This is a genomic window from Acerihabitans sp., assembly GCF_036398755.1.
In the GTDB taxonomy this organism is placed as follows: Bacteria; Pseudomonadota; Gammaproteobacteria; order Enterobacterales; family Enterobacteriaceae; genus Acerihabitans.
This window is the reverse complement of sequence record NZ_DASWOM010000036.1, coordinates 1-21,429: the sequence shown is the minus strand read 5'-3', so window position 1 is coordinate 21,429 and position 21,429 is coordinate 1. Positions and strand designations below refer to the sequence as shown.

Sequence of the window (21,429 nt, the reverse complement as noted above, 5' to 3'; positions counted from 1 at the left end):
CAGCGGCGGACGATCTGCCGGTAGCACGGGTCCCCAGGGCCGGGGCGACTGCCGGCCCTGGGTCGATTGCCCGCACGGTGCGGCATAAAAACGCGCCACGCATGGCAAGCGAAACCCTCACAATACCTACATGCAAGCCCGAAATGCGCACCCATGCAATCCCGAAATGCGCACCCATGCAAGCCCGCATGGCACTCGCATGCCACCGCAAACGGCCCCACACCCGTTGGCGCTACACCCGTTGCCGATTAAACAAACTCAACCCAAACAGCACCGACGCGCACAGCACCACCGACGGCCCCGCCGGCGTGTCATACCAGGCCGATAAGCTCAAGCCGCCGGTCACGGCAATAATCCCCGCAACCACAGCCAACAACGCCATCTGCTCCGGTGTGCGCGAAAAACGGCGCGCGGCCGCGGCCGGGATGATCAGCAGCGAGGTAATGATCAGCGCGCCGACGAACTTCATCGCCAGTCCGATGGTCAGGGCGGTGACCAGCATCAGCAACAGTTTGACCCGCGGCAGGGAGATTCCGTCCACATGAGCCAGTTCGGGACTCACGGTCACCGACAGCAGCGCCCGCCATTGCCAGGCCAGAAGCGTCAGCACCACCGCCACGCCGGCGGCAATCAGTAAAATATCGCCCAGGGTGACCGACAGCAGATCGCCGAACAGATAGGCCATCAGGTCCACCCGCACGTTCGACATCAGGCTCACCACCACCAGTCCCAGCGACAGGGCGCTGTGGGCCATGATGCCCAGCACGGTGTCGATGGCCAGTTGCGGATAGCGCTCCAGCCATACCAGCATCAGTGCCAGCACCAGGGTCACTGCGATAACGGCGTAAAAGGGGTTGATATTCAGCAGCAGGCCGAAGGCGACGCCGAGCAGCGACGCATGGGCAAGGGTATCGCCAAAATAGGACATCTTGCGCCAGACGACAAACGACCCCAGCGGGCCGGCCGCCATGGCCAGCAGCACGCCGGCCAGCCAGCCGGGCAGCAGCAGCTCAATCATAACGCCCCATCCTGATGCCGATGCACCACCTGGCCCTGCAGATCGTGGGCATGGTTATGGTGATGGCGGTATATAGCCAACTGTTCAACCCCATGGTAACCGAACATGGCGATAAATTCCGGATGGGCGGAGACCGTTTCCGGCGTGCCGGAACAGCAAATATGCTGGTTCAGGCACAAGACCTCATCGGTTTTTGCCATCACCAGATGCAAATCATGGGAGACCATCAGCACCCCGCAGCCAAGCTGGTGGCGGATTTGGTCGATCAGATCGTATAACGCCACCTGGCCGCTCACATCCACGCCCTGGGTAGGTTCATCCAACACCAGCAACTGCGGTTTATTGAGCAGCGCGCGGGCCAGCAGCACCCGTTGCATCTCCCCGCCGGACAATTTCTGCATCGGCTGTTGCAGTAAATGGGCGGCCTGGACCTGCGCCAGCGCGGGCAGGACCTCGTCTTTACCGACGCCCGGCCGCAGCCGCATAAAGCGGCCGACCGTCAGCGGCAGGGTGACGTCAAGATGGATTTTTTGCGGCACGTAGCCGATGCGCAGCCTGGGATCACGCGACAGGCTGCCCGACGTGGGCGCGATAAGGCCGAGCACCACCCGCACCAGCGTGGATTTTCCGGCGCCGTTCGGCCCCATCAAGGTGAGGATGCGCCCGGCGCTCAGCGCAAATGAAATATGACTTAAGACGTGTTTTTGCCCGAAGGAGACGGAAATACTCTCGAGAGTTACCAGATTGGCCATGTGAATTACAGTTGCGAAACGGTCAAAATGTTATAATATCACACGCCAAACCGTTGCCGAAGAGAATTATCGCCATGAATCCCCGCAGTAAAAAATCCCTACGCCGGCTGTTGGCCGGTGTCGTCGCGTTGGCCCTGACCAGCGGCCCCGCCTGGGCGAATATCGTCGCGTCCATCCGGCCGCTGGGATTTATCGCCTCCGCCATCGGCGACGGCGTCATGCCCACCGAGGTGCTGCTGCCCGACGGCGCGTCGCCCCATGATTATGCGCTGCGTCCCTCCGACATCAAACGTATTCAGGGCGCCACCCTGGTTATCTGGATCGGCCCGGAAATGGAAGCCTTCCTGACCAAGCCGGTGGCGGCGTTGCCGGCGGACAAAAACCTGATGCTGTCGGCGCTGCCGTCCATCCGGCCGCTGCTGATGAAAGGGGGGGATCATGACGAACCTTCGGATCCGGCGCACGCGGACGACCATCATCACGGCGAATATAATATGCACCTGTGGATGTCGCCGGAGATCGCCAAACAGGCCGCTTTCGCCATCCATGACCAATTATTGCGGCTGATGCCCGAAAAAAAATCGCAATTGGATGCGAATCTACTGTTTTTCACCGCAGCCTTGACAAAAAATGACAAAAATATCGCTACAATGCTAGCGCCGGTAAGCGGAAAAGGGTATTTCGTGTTTCACGATGCCTATGGCTATTTCGAAAAACATTATGGCCTCGCCCCACTGGGGTATTTCACCGTTAATCCCGAAATTCAACCGGGCGCCCAGGCGTTACACCATATTCGAACACAGTTGGTTGAGCAAAAAGCCGCGTGCATTTTTGCTGAGCCACAATTCAGGCCAGCCGTTATCAACGCTGTAGCCCAGGGGACGAACGTGCGCATCGGCACCCTCGACCCGCTGGGGACCGGTATCGCATTGGGCAAGGCAAGTTATGTCGACTTCCTGCTGCAATTGACGAACCAGTACGTGAGCTGCCTGGAGAAGAACTTATAAGGATAGTAATAAGTGCAGCAGATACTTCGCTCAATCACGCTGGCGTATAATAATCTGCCCCGGCCCCACCGCGTCATGCTGGGGTCGTTGACCGTGATTACCCTGGCCGTGGCGGTATGGCGGCCATACGTCTATTCCCCGGTCATGGAATCGCCCGTCAGCCGATCCTCTGTGGCGGTAAACACGCCGGCCCGCGTGCTTGTTCCCGAGGCCAGCGAGCCTATCGATCAAAGCGCCGCCGATAACGACGACGATGTCCCGCCGGAAGATGAGCTGGATGATAAAATGGAGGATGAAAAGGGCGTTCATGAATATGTGGTGTCGACCGGCGATACCCTGGGCAGCATACTGACGCAGTATGGCATCGACATGTCCGACGTCGGCCAGTTGGCCCAGCAGTTTCCCGACCTGCGTAATCTGAAGATCGGCCAGCAGATTTCCTGGACATTGAATGAGGACGGTGAACTGCAGCGCCTGACCTGGGAAATGTCGCGCCGGGAAACCCGCACCTACGACCGTATTGACGGCGGTTTTAAGCTCAGCGTGGCCAACCAGGTCGGCGAGTGGCAAAATGCGGCCCTGACCGGGCAGCTCAACGGCAGTTTTGTCAACAGCGCGCGCGCGTCGGGGTTGTCCAACGCGGAAGTCAGCGCGGTCATCAAGGCCATGCAGTGGCAGCTCGATTTTCGTAAACTGCAAAAAGGCGATAAATTCGCCGTGCTGACCTCCAGGGAAATGCTCGAGGGGCGCAGCGAACAAAGCGAGCTGGTGGCCGTGCGCATCAACACCGGCGGTAAGGATTATTATTCTTTCCGCGCCGAGGACGGCAAGTTCTACAACAACGACGGCGCCGGCCTGGCGCGCGGCTTCATGCGTTTTCCCACCGTGAAGCAGTTCCGCGTGTCATCCAACTTCAATCCCCGGCGCCTGAACCCGGTTACCGGACGCATCGCCCCGCATCGCGGCGTGGATTTCGCCATGCCGACGGGCACCCCGGTGCTGGCGGTGGGGGACGGCGAGGTGATTGTGAGCAAAAACGGCGACGGCGCCGGCAACTACGTGGCCATACGTCACGGGCGGCAATACACCACCCGCTACATGCATTTAAAGAAATTGCTGGTGAAGCCGGGCCAAAAGGTGAAGCGTGGCGATCGCATTGCGCTGTCGGGCAATACCGGGCGTTCAACCGGGCCGCATCTGCATTATGAAATCTGGGTCAACCAGCAGGCGGTCAATCCGCTGACCGCCAAGCTGCCGCGCACCGAAGGGCTGAGCGGCCAGGAGCGCCTGGATTACCTGGCGCAGGTCAGGGAGGCCATGCCGCAGCTTCAATTCAACTGATGTGTTATCTTAACGGCAGCCGATGGATGATCGGCTGCCGTTTTATGTTTATGATTATCACAACATTACGCCAAGAAGGGACATAGAGCCCGCCTAATCGATTGACAGTACGGGGCTTCAACCGCCTGGGCAATTGACAGCAAAGAGAATTGCATGGAAAACGATAACAAAATCACCGCCGTTGAATTTATTCCAACATTTAAACGCGAATTTTATCATCCCCGCTATTGGGGAGTCTGGTGCGGCATTGGTTTAATCGCCGGCGCCACCTTTATCCCGCCGCGTTTGCGCGACCCGGTGTTGGGCGCGGTTGGCCGTTTGGTGGGTAAACTCGCCAAGGGCGCGCGCCATCGCGCCAGGGCTAATCTGCTGTATTGCCTGCCTGGGCTGAGCGTGCCGGCGCGGGAAAAAATCATCGATGATATGTTTGCCACCGTCCCGCAGTCGACGGTGCTGATGGCCGAGCTGGCGTGCCGTAATCCTGAGCGGTTATTAAGCCGGGTACAATGGCATGGCGAGGAGATTATCGGGCAGGCTGCGGCGCAGGAGCGCAACATTATTTTCCTGGTGCCGCACGGCTGGGCGGTGGACGTGCCGGCCATGCTGATGTCGGCGCGCGGCCAGAAGGTCGCGGGCATGTTCCATAACCAGCGCAACGAGCTGGTGGACTATATGTGGAACCGGGTGCGCCGCCGGTTCGGCGGACGCCTGCATGCGCGCAACGACGGCGTTAAGCCTTTTGTCAGCTCGGTGCGGCAGGGATGGTGGGGATATTATCTGCCGGATCAGGACCATGGGCCGGACCATAGCGAGTTTGTGGATTTTTTCGCCACCTATAAGGCGACGCTGCCGGCAATCGGCCGGTTGATGAAAATCTGCCGGGCGGCGGTGATCCCGTTGTTTCCCGTCTATAACAGCAAGACCAGCCGGCTGGATATTTATGTGCGTCCGCCCATGGACGATATTGCGGGCCAGGACGATCGCTATATTGCCCGGCGGATGAACGAGGAAGTGGAAAACCTGGTGGGGCCGAATCCGGAGCAATATACCTGGATCCTGAAACTGCTGAAAACGCGCAAGCCCGGCGATAAAGATCCCTATAAGCGTTAATTGCCCAGAACAGGCAAGAAAAAAGACCCCATAGGCACGCTCTCCCTTAAACACGCCTGCTTTGAGCCCGGCGTTGGCGGGCATAGCATGCCATGGGGCGGCTGGTATTACTCCACCAGCAGGATGCGGCTGGTGTTGGTGGTGCCCACCATGCTCATGACATCGCCCTGGGTGATAATCACCAAATCGCCCGACATCAGGAACCCTTTATCCCGCAGCAGGTTGGCGGCATGGGTAGCCGCGGCCACGCCGTCGCCGTCGCTGTCGAAGTAGACCGGCGTGACGCCGCGATAGAGCGCGGTAAGGTTAAGCGTATGCTCATGCCGCGACAGGGCAAAAATCGGCAGGCCGGAGCTGATGCGCGACATCATCAGGGGCGTGCGGCCGGATTCGGTCATGGTGATAATGGCGCTGACGCCTTTGAGATGATTGGCCGCGTACATGCTGGACATGGCGATGGCTTCTTCAATATTGTCAAACTGCACGTCCAGGCGATGTTTAGACACATTGATGCTGGGGATTTTTTCCGCGCCCAGGCAAACCCGCGCCATGGCCGCCACCGTTTCCGCCGGATACTGGCCGGCCGCGGTTTCGGCGGACAGCATTACCGCATCGGTGCCGTCCAGCACCGCGTTGGCCACGTCCATCACTTCGGCGCGGGTCGGCATCGGGTTGGTTATCATTGATTCCATCATCTGGGTGGCTGTTATCACCGCGCGGTTAAGCTTGCGCGCGCGCCGGATGAGCTTTTTCTGGATGCCGACCAGTTCGGGATCGCCGATCTCGACTCCCAGGTCGCCACGGGCCACCATGACCACGTCCGAGGCCAGGATAATATCGTCCATGGCTTCGTCGCTGGCCACCGCTTCGGCCCGTTCCACCTTGGAGACTATCTTGGCATTGCAGCCGGCGTCGCGTGCCAGGCGGCGCGCATAGTTAAGATCCTCGCCGGTGCGCGGGAAGGACACCGCCAGGTAATCCACGCCGATTTTGGCGGCGGTGATGATGTCGGCCTTGTCTTTTTCGGTAAGCGCCGGCGCCGAGAGCCCGCCGCCCATTTTATTGATGCCCTTGTTGTTGGATAAGGGTCCGCCTACGGTTACCTCGGTAAAGACCTTCATACCCTGGACTTCACGCACCTTCAGCTGTACCCGGCCATCGTCGAGCAGCAGGACATCGCCGGGCACCACATCGCCGGGCAGGCCTTTATAATCGATGCCGACGCTTTCCCTGTCGCCTTCGCCGACGCCCAGGTTGGCGTCAAGGAGAAATTTATCGCCCACGCTCAGGAACACTTTGCCTTCCCTGAATGTCGACACGCGTATTTTTGGCCCCTGCAGATCGCCGAGTATCGCCACGTGCCGTCCCAGCTTGGCGGCAATTTCACGTACTTTATTGGCCCGATTAAAATGATCTTCGGCCGTGCCATGTGAGAAATTAAGGCGAACCACATTGGCGCCTGCGGCAATGATCTTTTCCAGATTATTGTCGCGGTCGGTGGCTGGCCCCAGGGTGGTTACAATCTTGGTTCTTCTGAGCCGTCTGGACATGGATAACTCCGTTGACTTGGGCATTATTGGTGTAGCGAAAACATCGGTACCGGCGGTAATATCAGGCAGCGGTGAAACAAGGCCGCCCGTATCCGCCAGTCCGGCTGTGTTAAATCGTTCCCCATCTTTGTTACGCCCCGCTGCGCAGGGACGTCATGAGGGGTTATTGTTCATATCTTACGATATTAATCAAATTTATACGCTGCTGAATCGGCTTTATCAAAGCGCGATTCCCGTAATGCTTCCTTCACCCGCTTCAGGTTATCCCTGAATTTTGCGCCCCGGCGCAGGGTGAAGCCGGTGGCCAGGACATCAATCAGGGTTAACTGGGCGATACGCGATATCATGGGCATAAACACATCGGTATCCTCCGGCACATCCAGGACCAGCGTCAGCGAAGCTTCCTGGGCCAGCGGCGAGTACTGGGAGGTGATGGCGATAACGGTAGCGTCATTCTCCCGCGCCAGACGCGCCAGGTCCACCAGCATTTTAGTCCGGCCGGTATGGGAAATCAGCACCACCACGTCGCCTTCGCTGGAATTCATGCAGCTCATGCGCTGCATGACGATGTCCTCGGAATAGACAATGGGGATGTTGAAGCGGAAAAATTTGTTCATCGCGTCGTGGGCCACCGCCGCGGAAGCGCCCAGGCCAAAGAAGGAAATCTTTTTCGCCTGGGTCAGCAAATCCACCGCCCGGTTGATGGCGAGGATGTCCAGGCGGGTCTTGACCTGCTCCAGACCGGCCATGGTGGATTCAAAAATTTTTACAGTATAGGAATCGACGCCGTCGTTCTCATCCACATTACGGTTTACATAAGGTGTACCATTAGCCAGACTCTGGGCGAGATGTAATTTAAAATCAGGATAGCCCTTGGTATCCAGGCGGCGGCAAAAACGGTTGACGGTGGGTTCGCTGACGTCGGCCATCCTGGCGAGTTTGGCAATGCTGGCGTGGATGGCGGTCTGTGGCGAGGCCAGGATCACGTCCGCCACTTTACGCTCGGACTTACTCAGCAATTCCATATGGCTGTTAATTTTTTCCAGCATGTTCATAAGTTAATAGCTCATGGATTTCACCGATTTCACACAAAGGAGAAATCATTACCGATATGATGAAATATACTACGACGCGCGCCGCAAAGGCAGTTAATCTGACTGGAATGGCGGGTTTTTTGCCAGACTATGAGCCGTGTCTAACTTTCAGAAATGTAATGTATTGACAAAAATGTTTTTAAATTACATTTTCAAAGAGGGCATAGGGTGGTTTTTGGTAAAAAATAGCGTTGTCACGCGGTTTTTCTGGCAATTTTTTGGCCGGCATCAAAATAAAACCTTTTAATATGTAATAAAATTACAAACATCCTGTACGAGGAGAGGAACATGGCGTTAACATCCATAGCCCAGGCATGCGATCTGGTGATTTTCGGCACCAAAGGCGATCTGGCGCGACGCAAGCTGTTGCCCTCGCTGTATCAGCTGGAGAAAGCCGGTTCCATTCATCCGGAGACGCGCATTATCGGTGTCGGCCGCGCTGACTGGGACGTGAAAGCCTATACCAAGGTGGTGCGCGAAGCGCTGGAAACCTTTATGAAGGAAACCATCGACGAGAAGCTTTGGAAAACGCTCAGCGGACGCCTGGATTTCTGCAACCTCGACGTTAACGAGTCCAAGCACTTCACTCGGTTGGGGGAAAAACTCGATCAGGAATCACGGGTAACCATTAACTATTTCGCCATGCCGCCCAACACGTTCGGCGCCATCTGCCAGGGCCTGGGCCAGGCCGGCCTGAATAAAGAGCCGAGCAGGGTGGTCATGGAAAAACCGCTGGGAACCGATCTGGCTTCCTCCCGGGTGATAAACGATCAGGTGGCGGAATATTTTAAAGAGTGCCAGGTGTACCGTATCGATCATTATCTGGGTAAAGAAACGGTGCTCAACCTGCTGGCGCTGCGTTTCGCCAATTCGCTGTTCGCCACCAACTGGGATAATCGCACCATCGATCACGTCCAGATCACCGTCGCGGAAGAGGTGGGTATCGAAGGGCGCTGGGGGTATTTTGATAAAGCAGGCCAGATGCGCGATATGATCCAAAGCCATTTGCTGCAAATCCTCAGCATTATCGCCATGTCGCCCCCATCCGATCTGACCACCGACCGCATCCGTGATGAAAAGGTGAAGGTACTGCGGGCGCTGCGGCCTATCAACCATACCAATGTGCGTGACACCACGGTGCGCGGGCAGTATACCGCCGGCTTTGTTCAGGGCAAGAAAGTCCCCGGCTACCTGGAGGAAGAGGGCGCCAATAAATCGAGCCATACCGAAACCTTTGTTTCCATTCGGGTGGATATCGACAACTGGCGCTGGGCGGGCGTGCCTTTTTACCTGCGCACCGGCAAGCGTTTACCGACAAAAAGTTCCGAAGTGGTGGTGTATTTCAAGAATCCGGCGCTTAATTTGTTCCGCGACTCCTATCAGGTATTGCCGCAGAATAAGCTGACCATCCGCCTGCAGCCTGACGAAGGCATGGATATCGAGATACTCAATAAAGTGCCCGGCCTTGATCATAAACATCGCCTGCAAACCACCAAGCTGGATTTGAGTTTCAGCGAAACCTTTAGCCATGAACATCTGGCCGATGCCTACGAACGGCTGCTGCTGGAAACCATGCGCGGCATCCAGGCGCTGTTCGTGCGCCGCGACGAGGTGGAACAGGCCTGGACCTGGGTGGATTCGATTATGGAAGCCTGGGCATCCGACAATGAATCTCCCAAGCCATACCAGGCGGGCACCTGGGGGCCGGTGGCCTCGGTTGCCATGATAACCCGTGACGGCCGCTCCTGGAACGAGTTCGAATAGCAGGGTATTCCCCACCGGTGCCGGACATGTCCCGCACCGGTAATTTTTAACCCGGTGTTTACGCGTACAGGGCATGAACGCCGGGTGATGATGTTTACACGGAGACATACAGTCATGAAGAATTGGAAAACCAGCGCGGAAACCATCCTGACCTCAGGCCCGGTAGTACCCGTTATCGTAATCAATAAACTGGAACACGCGGTTCCTTTGGCCAAGGCGCTGGTCGCCGGCGGGGTGCGCGTACTGGAAGTCACGTTGCGCACCCCCTGCGCAATGGACGCCATCCGCGCCATCGCCAAAGAAGTTCCCGAGGCTATTGTCGGCGCGGGTACCGTGACCAACATTGAGCAACTGGCGGAAGTGACCGCCGCCGGCGCGCAATTCGCCATCAGCCCCGGCCTGACCGAGCCGTTGCTGAAAGCGGCCGTCGCCGGCACCATTCCGCTCATCCCGGGCATCGCCACCGTATCCGAACTGATGCTCGGCATGGATTACGGCCTGCGCGAATTTAAATTTTTCCCGGCCGAGGCCAACGGCGGCGTCAAGGCGTTGCAAGCCATTGCCGGCCCGTTCTCCCAGGTGCGTTTTTGCCCAACCGGCGGCATTTCGCCGAAAAACTACCGCGATTACCTGGCGCTGAAAAGCGTGCTGTGCATCGGTGGCTCATGGCTGGTGCCGAACGACGCGCTGGAAGCGGGCGACTATGCGCGCATCACCGAACTGGCGAAAGAAGCGGTAGCCGGCGCCAAGCTGTAAGCCGACGCGCCATACCTGGCGCGCGACGCTTGACGCTTTGCCCATCACACCCGCCTCAAACTCATGTGCTCGTTGGTGGGCAATCCGGGCTCCTCCGCAAGAGGAGCTTTTTTTTGGCTCCGGCCAGGCGCGTCAGCCGCTGACCTTAACCGCCGCCGCGCAGGCCTTGGCCTCTTTTACCGCGTCTTCCACCGTATCCGCCATGGCCAGGGCCACGCCCAGCCGGCGTTTGCCGCTGATGTCGGGTTTGCCGAACAGTCGGATTTGCGTTTGCGCCTTCAGCGCCCGCTCCAGGCCGCTGAACCGCACATCGCTACTGTCCAGTTCCGGCAGGATAACCGCCGACGCCGCCGGACCGTACTGGCGTATGGCGCCGACCGGCAGGCCGAGGAAGGCGCGCACATGCAGGGCGAACTCGGAAAGATCCTGCGAGATCAGGGTGACCATGCCGGTATCATGCGGTCGCGGCGATACCTCGCTGAAAATCACCTCGTCGCCGCGCACGAACAGTTCGACGCCGAAGAGTCCCCGGCCGCCAAGGGCGGTCACCACCCGTTGCGCGATATCCCGCGCCCGCTCAAGCGCCAGCGTGCTCATGCGCTGCGGCTGCCAGGATTCGCGGTAATCGCCATCCTCCTGGCGATGGCCGATGGCATCGCAAAAATGGATGCCGTCGACGGCGCTGACGGTCAACAGGGTAATTTCAAAATCAAAGGCGACCAGGCCTTCGACAATCACCTTGCCGCCGCCCGCGCGGCCGCCCTGCTGCGCATAGGACCAGGCCGCGTCCAGGCCGGCGGCGTCGCGCACCAGGCTCTGGCCTTTGCCCGACGAGCTCATCACGGGTTTGATAATCAGCGGATAACCGATTGCCGCCACCGCCTGGTCCAGTTCGGCGCGGTCGGCGGCAAAACGGTAGGCCGAGGTGGGCAGGCCCAGCGTTTCGGCCGCCAGGCGGCGAATACCCTCGCGATTCATGGTCAAGCGCGTGGCCTGGGCGCAGGGCACGACATGGTGGCCCTGCTGTTCAAGGGTCACCAGCATATCGGTGGCGATGGCTTCGATTTCCGGCACGATAAAATCGGGCCGTTCCAGTTCAATCACCGCCCTGAGCGCAACGCCGTCCAGCATATTGACGACGTGCGCGCGATGGGCGACATGCATCGCCGGGGCGTTCGCATAACGATCGACGGCAATCACCTCCACGCCCAGCCGTTGACATTCTATCGCCACTTCTTTGCCCAGTTCACCGCTGCCGAGCAACATGACGCGCGTGGCGCCGGGACGTAACGCCGTTCCAATGATTAACATCCGCTTTCCCCTGAGGTGATAAAAATTGCGCGCAGTATAAACGAAAACGTTTGCCTGTGCAGCAGCACAGGCCCGTGGCCGCAGGATACAGGGGTGAAAAAATGCCGGAAGGGCGCTAAAAATCGCCGGCATTTGGTATAGTTGGTGTAGTTCCTGTTCTCAAGGTAATTTTAACCGGCTATTATCAATCAATACTTTGAGAAACGGATAATCAAAACACGTGGAGGTTTTATGCATAAAACAGGAATCGGCCTGATGGGCATTATCGCCATCGGCATGATGCTGTCGTCTGTAGCGGCCGCGGAAGATCAGACGCAGCCGGCGGCGGGGCAAGCGGCAACCACGCAAACGTCCACGGACGGTACATCCGCCGCCCGGCAGCCGGCCGGCCAGGCGCAGGATACGCAACAGGGCGCCGCAGCGCCGGCACAGGCGCCGGCCAACAACGCCGCGCCGGCAGAAACGCCGGCCACGCCCGCGGCCACCGCCCCGGCTAAAAAAGCGCCGGATGAAAAACCGGCCGACGACAAGCCGGCCGCCGCTAAACCTGCACCGGCGAAAAAGAGCGCGGCGGATAAAGCCAACCCGGCCGCCGCCACGGCGACCACCGCTGCCGCGACCGTCGAGAATAACAAGCCGGCGGCCAAAAAAAACCAGCCGGGTAAAACCTATAAAGTTGCGGCCTGTCCCGATCTGAACGCCCCTCAGGTAGCGGAACTGATTAAACAGGATTACACCCAGAATCGCTTCCCCCACACCGACGACGATAAAAAGGCCCTCGGCGGCGATACCATCGTCGCCCAGGTGAACCCGGAGGATATTACCGGCAGCGGCGACAGCTGGCAGGCGCCGTTGAAAATTCGCGGACAAACCGCCGATCGCGCCTATGCGGTTAACCTTGACTGTGAAAAAGGCGAAATAAGTTATTCACTCCAGCAATAAGATACCCCGCCGGACGCGCAGTGAAATGCGCGTCTGGACACCCACGGCCCCGCTATCTTTGCAAATCCTTTTAACAACTTGACACAAAAGCCGTTAGGTTAGGACGTGTGGCGCCGGACTCCGTCCGGCATACCCTACCTGAAGGGGAACGGCAATGAATCAGTGGATGCAGAAAATCCAGACCCTGGTCCAGCAGAAGGGCGGACCGGGGGATCCCGGCGGCAACCTGGCGGACCTGCTGGCGCCCGGCGCGCTTGGCGGGCTGGCCGGCCTGCTGGTGGCCAGTAAATCGTCACGCAAGATGATTGGCGCGGTGGGCAAGAACGCCCTGTTTATCGGCGGCGGCGCCGCGATAGGCGCGGTGCTCTGGGATCAATATAAAAAACGCGTACGCGACACGCATCAGAACGATGCGCGGTTTACCCAGCCACCAACTCCCATCAACCATCGCGCGCAGCGGCTGGTGACGGCACTGGTTTTTGCCGCCAAGGCCGACGGCCATATCGACGACCATGAGCAACGCGCCATTCGGGACAACCTGCATCAGTTGGGCCTGGGCGAGGATGTGGAGCTTCTGGTTCAGGACGCCATTGCCCAACCGCTGGACCCGGCGCGCCTGGCGCAGGATATTCACGGCGAGGACGAGGCCCTGGAGATCTATTACCTCAGCTGCGCGGTGGTCGATGTCGATCATTTTATGGAAAGAAGCTATATGGATGCATTGGCGCTGGCGCTGAAAATTCCCGAAGATGTAAAAACCGGCCTGGAACAACAGCTTAAAGCGCAGATAACCCCCGTCCCGCCGCGCTGACTCCCGGTTGCCGGCGCCGGCGATGGAAACGGCTGCGCTTGGCATCCCGCCATATTCGTGCCACTCTGTTTCTTATGAGAAATAAGGAAGGGTGCGTATGAGATTTCCCCCGATAGCTGAAAAAAGACCACATAACCTGACCGTGCATGGTGAGACGCGGATCGATGATTATTATTGGCTGCGCGATGATAAACGTGAAGATCCCGCCGTACTGGACTATCTGGCCCAGGAGAATACCTATGGCGAAGCCATGATGGCGGGCCATGAGGAACTGCGCCACCGCTTATTCACCGAAATGGTGGAGCGCATTCCCCAGGAGGATCGCTCGGTGCCTTATATCCGGCGTGGTTATCGTTACCAGAGCCGCTATGAGCCTGGCAACGAGTACGCCATTTATACCCGCCAGCGCGCCGACCTGCCGGAATCCGCCGAATGGGAAATCCTGCTTGACGGCAACAAACGCGCGGCGCAAAGCGAATTCTATACCATGGGGTCCCTGGAGATAAGTCCGGACAACGCCATCATGGCGGCGGCGGAGGATTTCCTCTCGCGCCGCCTGTACGGCATCCGTTTCAAGAACCTGGCCCGCGATTCCTGGTATCCGGAAGTGATCGAGGATACCTCGTCGGGTTTTGAATGGACCAGCGACTCCCAGATCCTCTATTACGTGCGCAAGCATAAAAAGACGCTGCTGCCCTATCAGGTTTACCGCCACCGGATCGGCACCTCACCGGCGCTCGACGAACTGGTGTATGAAGAGAAAGACGATACCTTCTATGTCAGCGTGCATAAAACCACCTCGGAACGCTATATCATCATCGCGCTGGGCAGCACCACCTCGGGTGAGATCCTGCTGCTGGACGCCGACGATCCCAAGGCCCGCCCGCAGGTATTCCTGACCCGCCGCCATGACCATGAGTATTCGCTGGATCATTACCAGGGCCATTTCTACGTCCGCTCCAATCGTGAAGGCAAGAATTTTGCGCTCTACCGCAGCGAAACGGGTGATGAAAAACTGTGGCAAACGCTTATACCGGCCAGGGATGACGTGGTATTGGAAAATTTTACCCTGTTCAGCGATTGGCTGGTGGTGGAGGAACGTCACCAGGGCCTGACCAGCCTGCGGCAAATCCATTGGCAAAGCGGGGAAGAAAAGGGCATCGCCTTTGACGATCCCACCTACGTCACCTGGCTGGCCTATAACCCCGATCCCCACTGCGCCTGGCTGCGCTATGGTTATTCCTCCATGACCACGCCGACCACCCTGTTTGAACTGAATATGGATACCGGCGAACGCAGGCTGCTCAAACAGTCGCAGGTGAAAAACTTCGACGCCAATCACTACCGCAGCGAACGGCTGTGGGTCGCCGCCCGCGACGGCGTCGAAGTGCCGGTGTCGCTGGTTTACCGCAAGGATCTGTTCCAGCCCGGGCAAAATCCGCTGCTGGTGTATGGCTATGGTTCCTATGGCAGCAGCATGGACCCTGATTTCAGCGCCAGCCGGCTCAGCCTGCTCGATCGCGGATTCGTCTTTGCCCTGGCGCATATCCGCGGCGGCGGCGAATTGGGCCAGCAATGGTATGAAGACGGCAAGCTGTTCAATAAGCTCAACACCTTTAACGATTTTATCGACGTCAGCCGATATCTGCTGGACAGCGGCTATGGCGACAAAAAACAGGCGTTTGCCATGGGCGGCAGCGCCGGGGGCCTGTTGATGGGCACGGTGATCAATATGGCGCCGGATCTGTTCAAGGGCGTGGTGGCGCAGGTGCCGTTCGTGGATGTGGTGACCACTATGCTGGATGACAGCATACCGCTGACGACCGGAGAATATGACGAATGGGGCAATCCGGAGGAAAAAGAATACTACGATTATATCAAGCGCTACAGTCCCTACGATCGGGTCAGCGCCCAGGCTTACCCGCACCTGCTGGTCACCACCGGCCTGCATGATTCGCAGGTGCAATACTGGGAACCGGCCAAATGGGTGGCTAAGCTCAGGACGATGAAGACCAACGACAACCTGCTGCTGCTTTGTACCGACATGGATGCCGGCCACGGTGGTAAATCGGGGCGTTTCAAGGGTTATGAGGGCATTGCGATGGAGTATACCTTCATTCTGTCCCTGACGACCGACAATGCCAGGCTGCTGAACGCCGGCATGGCAACGCCGGCGGCTTGATATGGCGGCGTGACGACATCAGGCGGCGCGTTTATCAAAGCGTTCCGTCTGATGACTGCTTCAGGTAATGCTTGATGCTAAAACGCATATCCGCCGACAGGTCCTTGAGGTTGGCCAGCATCCATTTCAGATAGCCGGGATCGTCACGCGCCACGCGCTCCATCGGCTGGCCCCGGTATTTGCCAAACTTAAACGTCGTCAGCAGGGTGGTCTCGTTGCATAGCGCCGCCATTTGCTCGGCGCTCCAGCCGGAATCCCCGATGATTTTCACCAGCAGCGCCGCCGTAACGTAGCAATCGTACAGGGCGCGATGGGGATACAGACCCTCCGGCACGGTGACGTCCAGGTCCAGCGCGTAGCGCAGGTACTGGTTGCTGTATTTCAAACCCGGATAGAGCTTGCGCGCAAGCTTGACGGTGCAAATCCACTGGCCGTGCATTTCCGGCAGCATGCGGCGGTCGAAGGCGGCGTTATGCGCCACATAATAGGGGCTGCCGTGATAGCGGCCGATAACCTTGGCGATACGCGGTTTATCCTCGACCATGGCTTCGGTGATATGGTGGATGGCCATGGCTTCGTGGCCGATGGGACGGTCGGGGTTGACCAGATCGCTCATGGCGTTGCACAACTGTCCGTCAATGACATCCACCGAGGCGACTTCCACGACGCCGCCGTCCAGCCCGCAGGTTTCAGTATCGATAACACGAAAAGACATGAGGTTACCTGTCCAGAAGAAGGAATGCTCATTATGCCCGGAATCGGGCCAACAAAAAACCCGCATCAGATGCGGGTTTAATATTGGTTAGCCTTACACGATATCAGGCTGGGTCTTTCTGTTACGCTTGTCGGCGCGTTTTTCTTCCGGCGATTTCAGCGGTTTCTTTTTCGTGTCTTTTTTACGATCCATTCCCTTACTCATATTTGCCTCTCTGTAAAAGAACCGGAAATGTAGAAATGATTAACTGCCATTTGGCACTGATAATCAAGTCATTTTGTGCTTTTCTGCCCCCCGGCGGACGTCGCCGGACGAGCCGGCAAGCCATGTCCCGCGGGGAAGGGCGCGCGATTCACCTGCTTGCCTTCCAGCCTGTGGTTCAGGATCGGGCCGGGGCATTGCCAGTACAGTATAAGCCATTGGCGGATTATTTTCGTGGCTCATACGGCAAACGGGAAAAATTTAGCGACGCCTGGCGATAAATCGCCACCCGTTCGCGGAAATAAGCGCGCAGATGCTCAGGCTGTTCCCGTTCCACATGCTCGGCGACCACCGGCATATTGTACCGTTCCTTGAACGCCACGCCGGACGCGGCCAGATCGACATTGATCTTGTCCATCGCCTCGCTGCCCAGTTTGGCCAGGTTATACTCCATTTAGTCTCCCGGTGCCTGTAAGGTATGATGATGCTAAAAATAAGGCACCGGGCGTCAAAACGCAAGCGTCGCCAGGGGAGTAATACAAATAATAATCGTTTGTGTTAACAGTCGGTGCGGTAATACCGGTCAAAAATAGCCATAATAATTGCCCGTGCAATTCATAATACAAATAAGAACGCCTATCACTAGCATTAATAAATATTGTTTTGTATGAAAAATTCCTTATTTGATAATAAATAAATGCATGATTTTATAGCTAAAATTATTAAAATAACTCATTGGTTAAATTATAGTGTAATTTTTGTTAGCATTTGGCATAATGTATATATTCGCTATTTACTTTATCTTTAAAAGGACACCTGCCCATGCTAAAACAAGAAATGGCAATTAAGCTCAACGAACAACTCAACCTTGAATTTTTTTCCGCTAATCTTTATCTGCAGATGAGCGCCTGGTGCAGTGATAAAGGCTATGAAGGCGCTTCGGCGTTCCTCAAAACCCAGTCTCTGGAAGAGATGGACCATATGCGCCGCCTGTTCGACTATCTTAACGATACGGGCACCATGCCGGTGCTTGGCGCCATCGAGGCGCCGCCGACCGGTTTTACTTCGCTTGCCGAACTGTTTAAGCGTACCTATGAGCATGAACAGATGATCACCCGTAAAATCAACGAGCTGGTCCATGCGGCTATGATAAGTCAAGACTATTCGACCTTTAATTTTCTGCAATGGTACGTTTCCGAACAGCATGAAGAGGAAAAACTGTTCAAATCTATTCTGGACAAGCTCGCGCTGGTGGATACCAATAACAGCGGGTTGTTCTTTATCGATCAGGATTTGAAAAAAATGAACGGCGGGGATAATACCGCCGCGCCGATGTAAGCAAAGCGCTCGCAATGAGGTTTGCTCGACTTCAGCCCCGGCTGCCGTTATCATCAGCTTGCGTCCAGGCAAGCCGGTAGCAGCGCCGGGTTTTTTGTTTCCTCAGCATAAACGAATAACCGACAGCGCCCGCGCGATGGACCGCAAAGCGTCGGGTTAACCGACAGGATAACCGTTTAGTCTTAGGAAATGACATCGATGTCCAGCCAACGTTTTACCGCCCCCCTGTTTACGCTGTTTTTAACCGCACTGACCCTGCTGGGTTCGCAACAGGCCCAGGCGCACGCGCACCTGAAAACGCAATATCCGGCGGCCAACGCCACTATGACGGACGCCCCCCAGGCGTTGACCCTGACCTTCAGCGAGGGTATCGAGCCCGCTTTCAGCGGCCTGACCCTCACCGGTCCCGCTAATGCCATTATTCCCACCGGCGCCGTCAAGGTAGACCCCGCCAACCCCATGCAGCTTATCGTACCCATCGAAAAACCCCTGGCCGCCGGCGATTATCAGGTGCAATGGCATGTGGTCTCGGTGGACAGCCATAAAACCCAAGGCAATTATCAGTTCAGCGTCAAATAGATGCTAAGCCTGGCGGAGTGTTATTCCGCCTGCCGCTATTTCCATATCGCGGCGGTCATGCAGACGTTCGGCACGGCGCTGTTTTGCGAATACCTGGCGCCGCCCGCGCTGCGCGACCGGCTGCGCGCGTCCCTTGGCGCCACGCTGCGCATCCTGGCCTGGTTCGCCCTGGCAACGGCGGTGATTCTGCTGGCGCTGCAATCCGGGCAAATGGGGGACGGCTGGGCGCAAACCCTCTCTCCCGCCGTCTGGTCGGCGGTGCTCGGCACCTCGTTCGGCACGGTCTGGCTATGGCATATGGCTATTGCCGTGGCGGCGCTGTTCGCCGCGGGTCGCGGGCCGTTAACGGCCACCCGGAGTCGCTTATTGTTGGCCGCCATGGCGGGCCTGCTGGCGAGCCAGGCGCTGGTCGGGCACACGGCGATGAGTGTGGGATTGCGCGGCGTGCTGCAACGGTTTAATCAAATAGCGCATCTGTTTTCCGCCGCCTGGTGGCTGGGAGGGCTGCTGCCGCTGCTGTTTTGCCTGCCGCTGCTTCGTCAGGCGCAGCGTCCGGACGCGCTGCGCGCGCTGATTCGTTTTTCACGCAGCGGGCATGGGGCCGTGGCGATGGTCATTTTCACCGGCATCGCCAATACCATGCTGGTACTGGGACGCTGGCCGCTCGACTGGTCGGCGCCGTACCAGCGGCTGCTATTGATAAAAATAGCCGTGGTGGCGGCCATGGTGATCCTGGCGGCGACCAACCGTTATGCCGTGGTGCCCGCCATGGCGCGACGGCATCCCGCGGCTATCCGGCTCTTGACCTTGCTCACGCTTATGGAGATGATCCTGGGCAACCTGGTCCTGGTCCTGGTGAGCATTTTCGCCACCTTTGAACCCTGACGCCGCGCGGGCGACAGACCCACTTGTAGGATAAAACATGAAAACCCGGAGTATAGCGTTACTGCTGCTAGCCTTGACCGCCCAGACGGTCAGCGCGGCGCAAATCATCACCGTCAGTAAATTCCAGTTCGGCAAGCAATGGGCCTTTACCAAGGAGGAAGTGCAGCTGCTCTGCCGCCCCGACGGCTCGCTGTTTGCGCTCAATATCAGCACCCTGATGCAATATCCGCTAAATGAGCAGGCCACCCGCGCCATGGCCAGCGGCCAGGTCAACGCCACGCCTGTCGACACCATCCTTCTGGATGACCCGGCGAATCCCGGTAAAAAGATGAGCATCGCGCCGTTTGCCGAGCGCGCCGGACAGCTATGCAACGCGCCGGGCTAAGCCCCGGGATGGTTTCGGCGCGCCCCAGGCGCGCGAGTTCAGGAATGTGAGTAGAAAGCTTATAATTTATTATGTTAATAATTCTAAGTGTGCTTGATATCACAAAGTTATCATTTGGTAAAACAATAGGGTCGGTAATGCGACTAAGGCGATGGAAAAACCGCCGGCGACTTCTATACTCAATGCATGTAAGGCTAAGCAGCTTACATTAATGCCAACTTTTAGCGCACGGCTCTCTCCCAAGAGCCATTTCCCTAGACCGAATATAGGAATCGTATTCGGTCTTTTTTTATGGGGGCAGGGTAATCAACCACTTACGTGATAAATCAGCCACTTAACCCCACCCTGTTCTACCGTATTCTACCCATTATGGCGCTCTGTAGACACTTTGTAGTCATTCAAACCGGCTAATGGGTTGAGATGGATCGCGTCTTCCAGATGGTCGGGGGCAAAGTGCGCATAGCGCATGGTGATGCGGATAGTCGGGGAAACGGTGCCGTCCTCGGCGGTGGCGGTGTTCATCACCCGGGCCGGAGCGTTGTCGCGGTACTTTTGCAGCCAACCGACCGCCACGTCCTGCAGCAGCGGACTCGCCAGGCGGTTGGAGGTCTTGGCGCGGCTCACGCCGTTAAAGCCGACCATAATACGATCCAACGCCTGACGCTTTATGATGGCGTCGCGCAGCCGGGTCTGAAAGTCCAGGTAACGCGCCCACAGGTCCAGCGTGTTATAGCGGATATGGAAATCGTAATTCACCTGCTGGCAGGAATTGCCCTCCGAATCCAGCGTGGCAAAATCCGCCGTTTCCCTTTCATCACCGCCTGCGGTGTCGGTGGTGCTGGCAATGGAGCCTGACACGCCGATACCGATTTTTTCGCCCTTCATTTCCGCCACCGGCACGATGTTGATACGGGTAAGGAATTCCGATGATTCCTGGGTGCGGGTCATCAGGGTTTGCGTCACGGTCGGTTCGACGCTGAATTTTTTATTCAGGTCGTTGGCCCCGACGCCGTTCAGCTCGGCGACGCGGGTCAAAAACACATAAAATTTAAAACGGGTGTTGGTTTTCATTGGGTGTCCTAAACAGGGAAAACAGGTTATCCAAGGCTCTACCGGGCAGGGTTTAACAGTCGGTTAATACCTCGTCGGGCGCTTCGCGGCCGCCGGTCGCCAGCGGGCGGCGGGTCTGATACTGGCTGTCGGTTTGGGTCAGTTTGGTGGCCAGGGCGGCGACCTGGTTATGGTCGGTGACCACCGCGTGTTCCAGCACGGCCAGGCGCTCGGTGAAGGTGGTTTCCAGGGTGGATAGCTTGCCGTCGTGCTCGGTGGCGGTGAGCTGCACATGCTCGGCCACCGCTTCAACGGCCTTAAACACATCCGCCAGCCGGGCGTCGTCGGTGGTCTGTTTGCTGGTCAGCAGGGTTTTCACGCGGGTAAACAGCGACAGGCCCGGCTCGGTCACCTCTTCAAATTCGAGCGCCACCTCAACCGCCGCGGTGAATAGGTTTTCCGGCGCGGTCTTGCGTGCCGCCAGGGGATTGCTTTGGGCGCTGGCGCTAAAGGCCAGCATTTCAGTGCCGAGGCTCGCCGGGTCATCGGTGATCGCCAGACCGACCAGGTAGGCTTTGCCGCTGTTGGCAAAGTTCGGCTGCACTTCCATTGAGGTATAGATTTTTTGGCGCGACTGG

Annotated in this window: 20 protein-coding genes and 1 pseudogene; 12 read left to right on the top strand and 9 right to left on the bottom strand. The window is 57.7% G+C overall.

The window, feature by feature from the left end; translation table 11 throughout:
- Nucleotides 1–232 precede the first annotated feature (232 nt).
- Nucleotides 233–1,018 (bottom strand): zinc ABC transporter permease subunit ZnuB, encoded by a 786-nt coding sequence (gene znuB, locus VGC33_RS06225; RefSeq protein WP_331119885.1) that lies wholly within the window; start codon nt 1,016–1,018, stop codon nt 233–235.
- Complete coding sequence (gene znuC / locus VGC33_RS06220; protein ID WP_331119884.1) at nt 1,015–1,770, bottom strand: zinc ABC transporter ATP-binding protein ZnuC; 756 nt, start codon at nt 1,768–1,770, stop codon at nt 1,015–1,017. The genes znuB and znuC overlap by 4 nt, the downstream gene beginning before the upstream one ends.
- A 74-nt stretch (nt 1,771–1,844) precedes the next feature.
- On the opposite strand from znuC, the gene znuA reads away from it, so the two are divergent.
- The 3 genes from znuA to lpxM all read left to right on the top strand — a co-directional run bounded on the left by znuA (nt 1,845) and on the right by lpxM (nt 5,228).
- A complete protein-coding gene (znuA, locus tag VGC33_RS06215; protein WP_331119883.1) occupies nt 1,845–2,777 on the top strand; it encodes a zinc ABC transporter substrate-binding protein ZnuA in 933 nt (310 codons plus the stop codon).
- 12 nt (nt 2,778–2,789) lie between these two features.
- Nucleotides 2,790–4,118, top strand: coding sequence for a murein DD-endopeptidase MepM (gene mepM / locus VGC33_RS06210; RefSeq protein ID WP_331119882.1), 1,329 nt, complete (start codon nt 2,790–2,792; stop codon nt 4,116–4,118).
- Between the two features lie 153 nt (nt 4,119–4,271).
- Entirely contained in the window at nt 4,272–5,228 is a 957-nt protein-coding gene (lpxM, locus tag VGC33_RS06205) for a lauroyl-Kdo(2)-lipid IV(A) myristoyltransferase (RefSeq protein ID WP_331119881.1), read from the top strand.
- Nucleotides 5,229–5,335: 107 nt separating this feature from the next.
- On the opposite strand, the gene pyk is transcribed toward lpxM, so the two are convergent.
- On the bottom strand, nt 5,336–6,778 hold the full coding sequence (pyk, locus tag VGC33_RS06200; RefSeq protein WP_162365274.1) for a pyruvate kinase: 1,443 nt from the start codon (nt 6,776–6,778) through the stop codon (nt 5,336–5,338).
- Between the two features lie 185 nt (nt 6,779–6,963).
- Nucleotides 6,964–7,833: a MurR/RpiR family transcriptional regulator gene (locus VGC33_RS06195; protein ID WP_331119880.1), complete on the bottom strand. Its 870-nt coding sequence runs from the start codon at nt 7,831–7,833 to the stop codon at nt 6,964–6,966.
- A 327-nt stretch (nt 7,834–8,160) separates the two neighbouring features.
- Here VGC33_RS06195 and zwf point away from each other — a divergent pair, with 327 nt between their 5' ends.
- Both zwf and VGC33_RS06185 read left to right on the top strand, forming a co-directional pair.
- Nucleotides 8,161–9,636, top strand: coding sequence for a glucose-6-phosphate dehydrogenase (gene zwf / locus VGC33_RS06190; RefSeq protein WP_331119879.1), 1,476 nt, complete (start codon nt 8,161–8,163; stop codon nt 9,634–9,636).
- Between the two features lie 114 nt (nt 9,637–9,750).
- On the top strand, nt 9,751–10,392 hold the full coding sequence (locus VGC33_RS06185) for a bifunctional 4-hydroxy-2-oxoglutarate aldolase/2-dehydro-3-deoxy-phosphogluconate aldolase (RefSeq protein ID WP_331119878.1): 642 nt from the start codon (nt 9,751–9,753) through the stop codon (nt 10,390–10,392).
- 132 nt (nt 10,393–10,524) lie between these two features.
- Here the strand turns inward: VGC33_RS06185 and purT are convergent, their stop codons facing one another.
- Complete coding sequence (gene purT, locus VGC33_RS06180) at nt 10,525–11,703, bottom strand: formate-dependent phosphoribosylglycinamide formyltransferase (protein ID WP_331119877.1); 1,179 nt, start codon at nt 11,701–11,703, stop codon at nt 10,525–10,527.
- 231 nt (nt 11,704–11,934) lie between these two features.
- Here purT and VGC33_RS06175 point away from each other — a divergent pair, with 231 nt between their 5' ends.
- The 3 genes from VGC33_RS06175 to VGC33_RS06165 all read left to right on the top strand — a co-directional run bounded on the left by VGC33_RS06175 (nt 11,935) and on the right by VGC33_RS06165 (nt 15,638).
- The gene (locus VGC33_RS06175; RefSeq protein WP_331119876.1) at nt 11,935–12,645 is read left to right on the top strand and encodes a YebF family protein; all 711 of its coding nucleotides are present in this window, start codon (nt 11,935–11,937) and stop codon (nt 12,643–12,645) included.
- 154 nt (nt 12,646–12,799) lie between these two features.
- Entirely contained in the window at nt 12,800–13,456 is a 657-nt protein-coding gene (locus VGC33_RS06170; RefSeq protein WP_331119875.1) for a tellurite resistance TerB family protein, read from the top strand.
- Nucleotides 13,457–13,553: 97 nt separating this feature from the next.
- A complete protein-coding gene (locus VGC33_RS06165; RefSeq protein WP_331119874.1) occupies nt 13,554–15,638 on the top strand; it encodes a S9 family peptidase in 2,085 nt (694 codons plus the stop codon).
- A 34-nt stretch (nt 15,639–15,672) separates the two neighbouring features.
- On the opposite strand, the gene exoX is transcribed toward VGC33_RS06165, so the two are convergent.
- Nucleotides 15,673–16,353, bottom strand: a complete 681-nt coding sequence (exoX, locus tag VGC33_RS06160; protein WP_331119873.1) for an exodeoxyribonuclease X — start codon at nt 16,351–16,353, stop codon at nt 15,673–15,675.
- Between the two features lie 427 nt (nt 16,354–16,780).
- Nucleotides 16,781–17,008, bottom strand: coding sequence for a DNA polymerase III subunit theta (locus VGC33_RS06155; protein ID WP_331119872.1), 228 nt, complete (start codon nt 17,006–17,008; stop codon nt 16,781–16,783).
- Nucleotides 17,009–17,376: 368 nt separating this feature from the next.
- Here VGC33_RS06155 and ftnA point away from each other — a divergent pair, with 368 nt between their 5' ends.
- The 4 genes from ftnA to VGC33_RS06135 all read left to right on the top strand — a co-directional run bounded on the left by ftnA (nt 17,377) and on the right by VGC33_RS06135 (nt 19,741).
- Nucleotides 17,377–17,892, top strand: a complete 516-nt coding sequence (gene ftnA / locus VGC33_RS06150) for a non-heme ferritin (protein ID WP_331119871.1) — start codon at nt 17,377–17,379, stop codon at nt 17,890–17,892.
- A 189-nt stretch (nt 17,893–18,081) separates the two neighbouring features.
- Nucleotides 18,082–18,471: a CopC domain-containing protein YobA gene (gene yobA / locus VGC33_RS06145; RefSeq protein WP_414636895.1), complete on the top strand. Its 390-nt coding sequence runs from the start codon at nt 18,082–18,084 to the stop codon at nt 18,469–18,471.
- On the top strand, nt 18,472–19,356 hold the full coding sequence (gene copD / locus VGC33_RS06140) for a copper homeostasis membrane protein CopD (protein ID WP_331119869.1): 885 nt from the start codon (nt 18,472–18,474) through the stop codon (nt 19,354–19,356).
- Between the two features lie 37 nt (nt 19,357–19,393).
- The gene (locus tag VGC33_RS06135) at nt 19,394–19,741 is read left to right on the top strand and encodes a YebY family protein (RefSeq protein WP_331119868.1); all 348 of its coding nucleotides are present in this window, start codon (nt 19,394–19,396) and stop codon (nt 19,739–19,741) included.
- 471 nt (nt 19,742–20,212) lie between these two features.
- Here the strand turns inward: VGC33_RS06135 and VGC33_RS06130 are convergent.
- A pseudogene (locus VGC33_RS06130) lies at nt 20,213–20,812 on the bottom strand (P2 family phage major capsid protein); the annotation flags it as partial.
- 52 nt (nt 20,813–20,864) lie between these two features.
- On the bottom strand, nt 20,865–21,429 hold a 565-nt coding region (locus VGC33_RS06125), incomplete at its 5' end, for a GPO family capsid scaffolding protein (protein ID WP_331119867.1).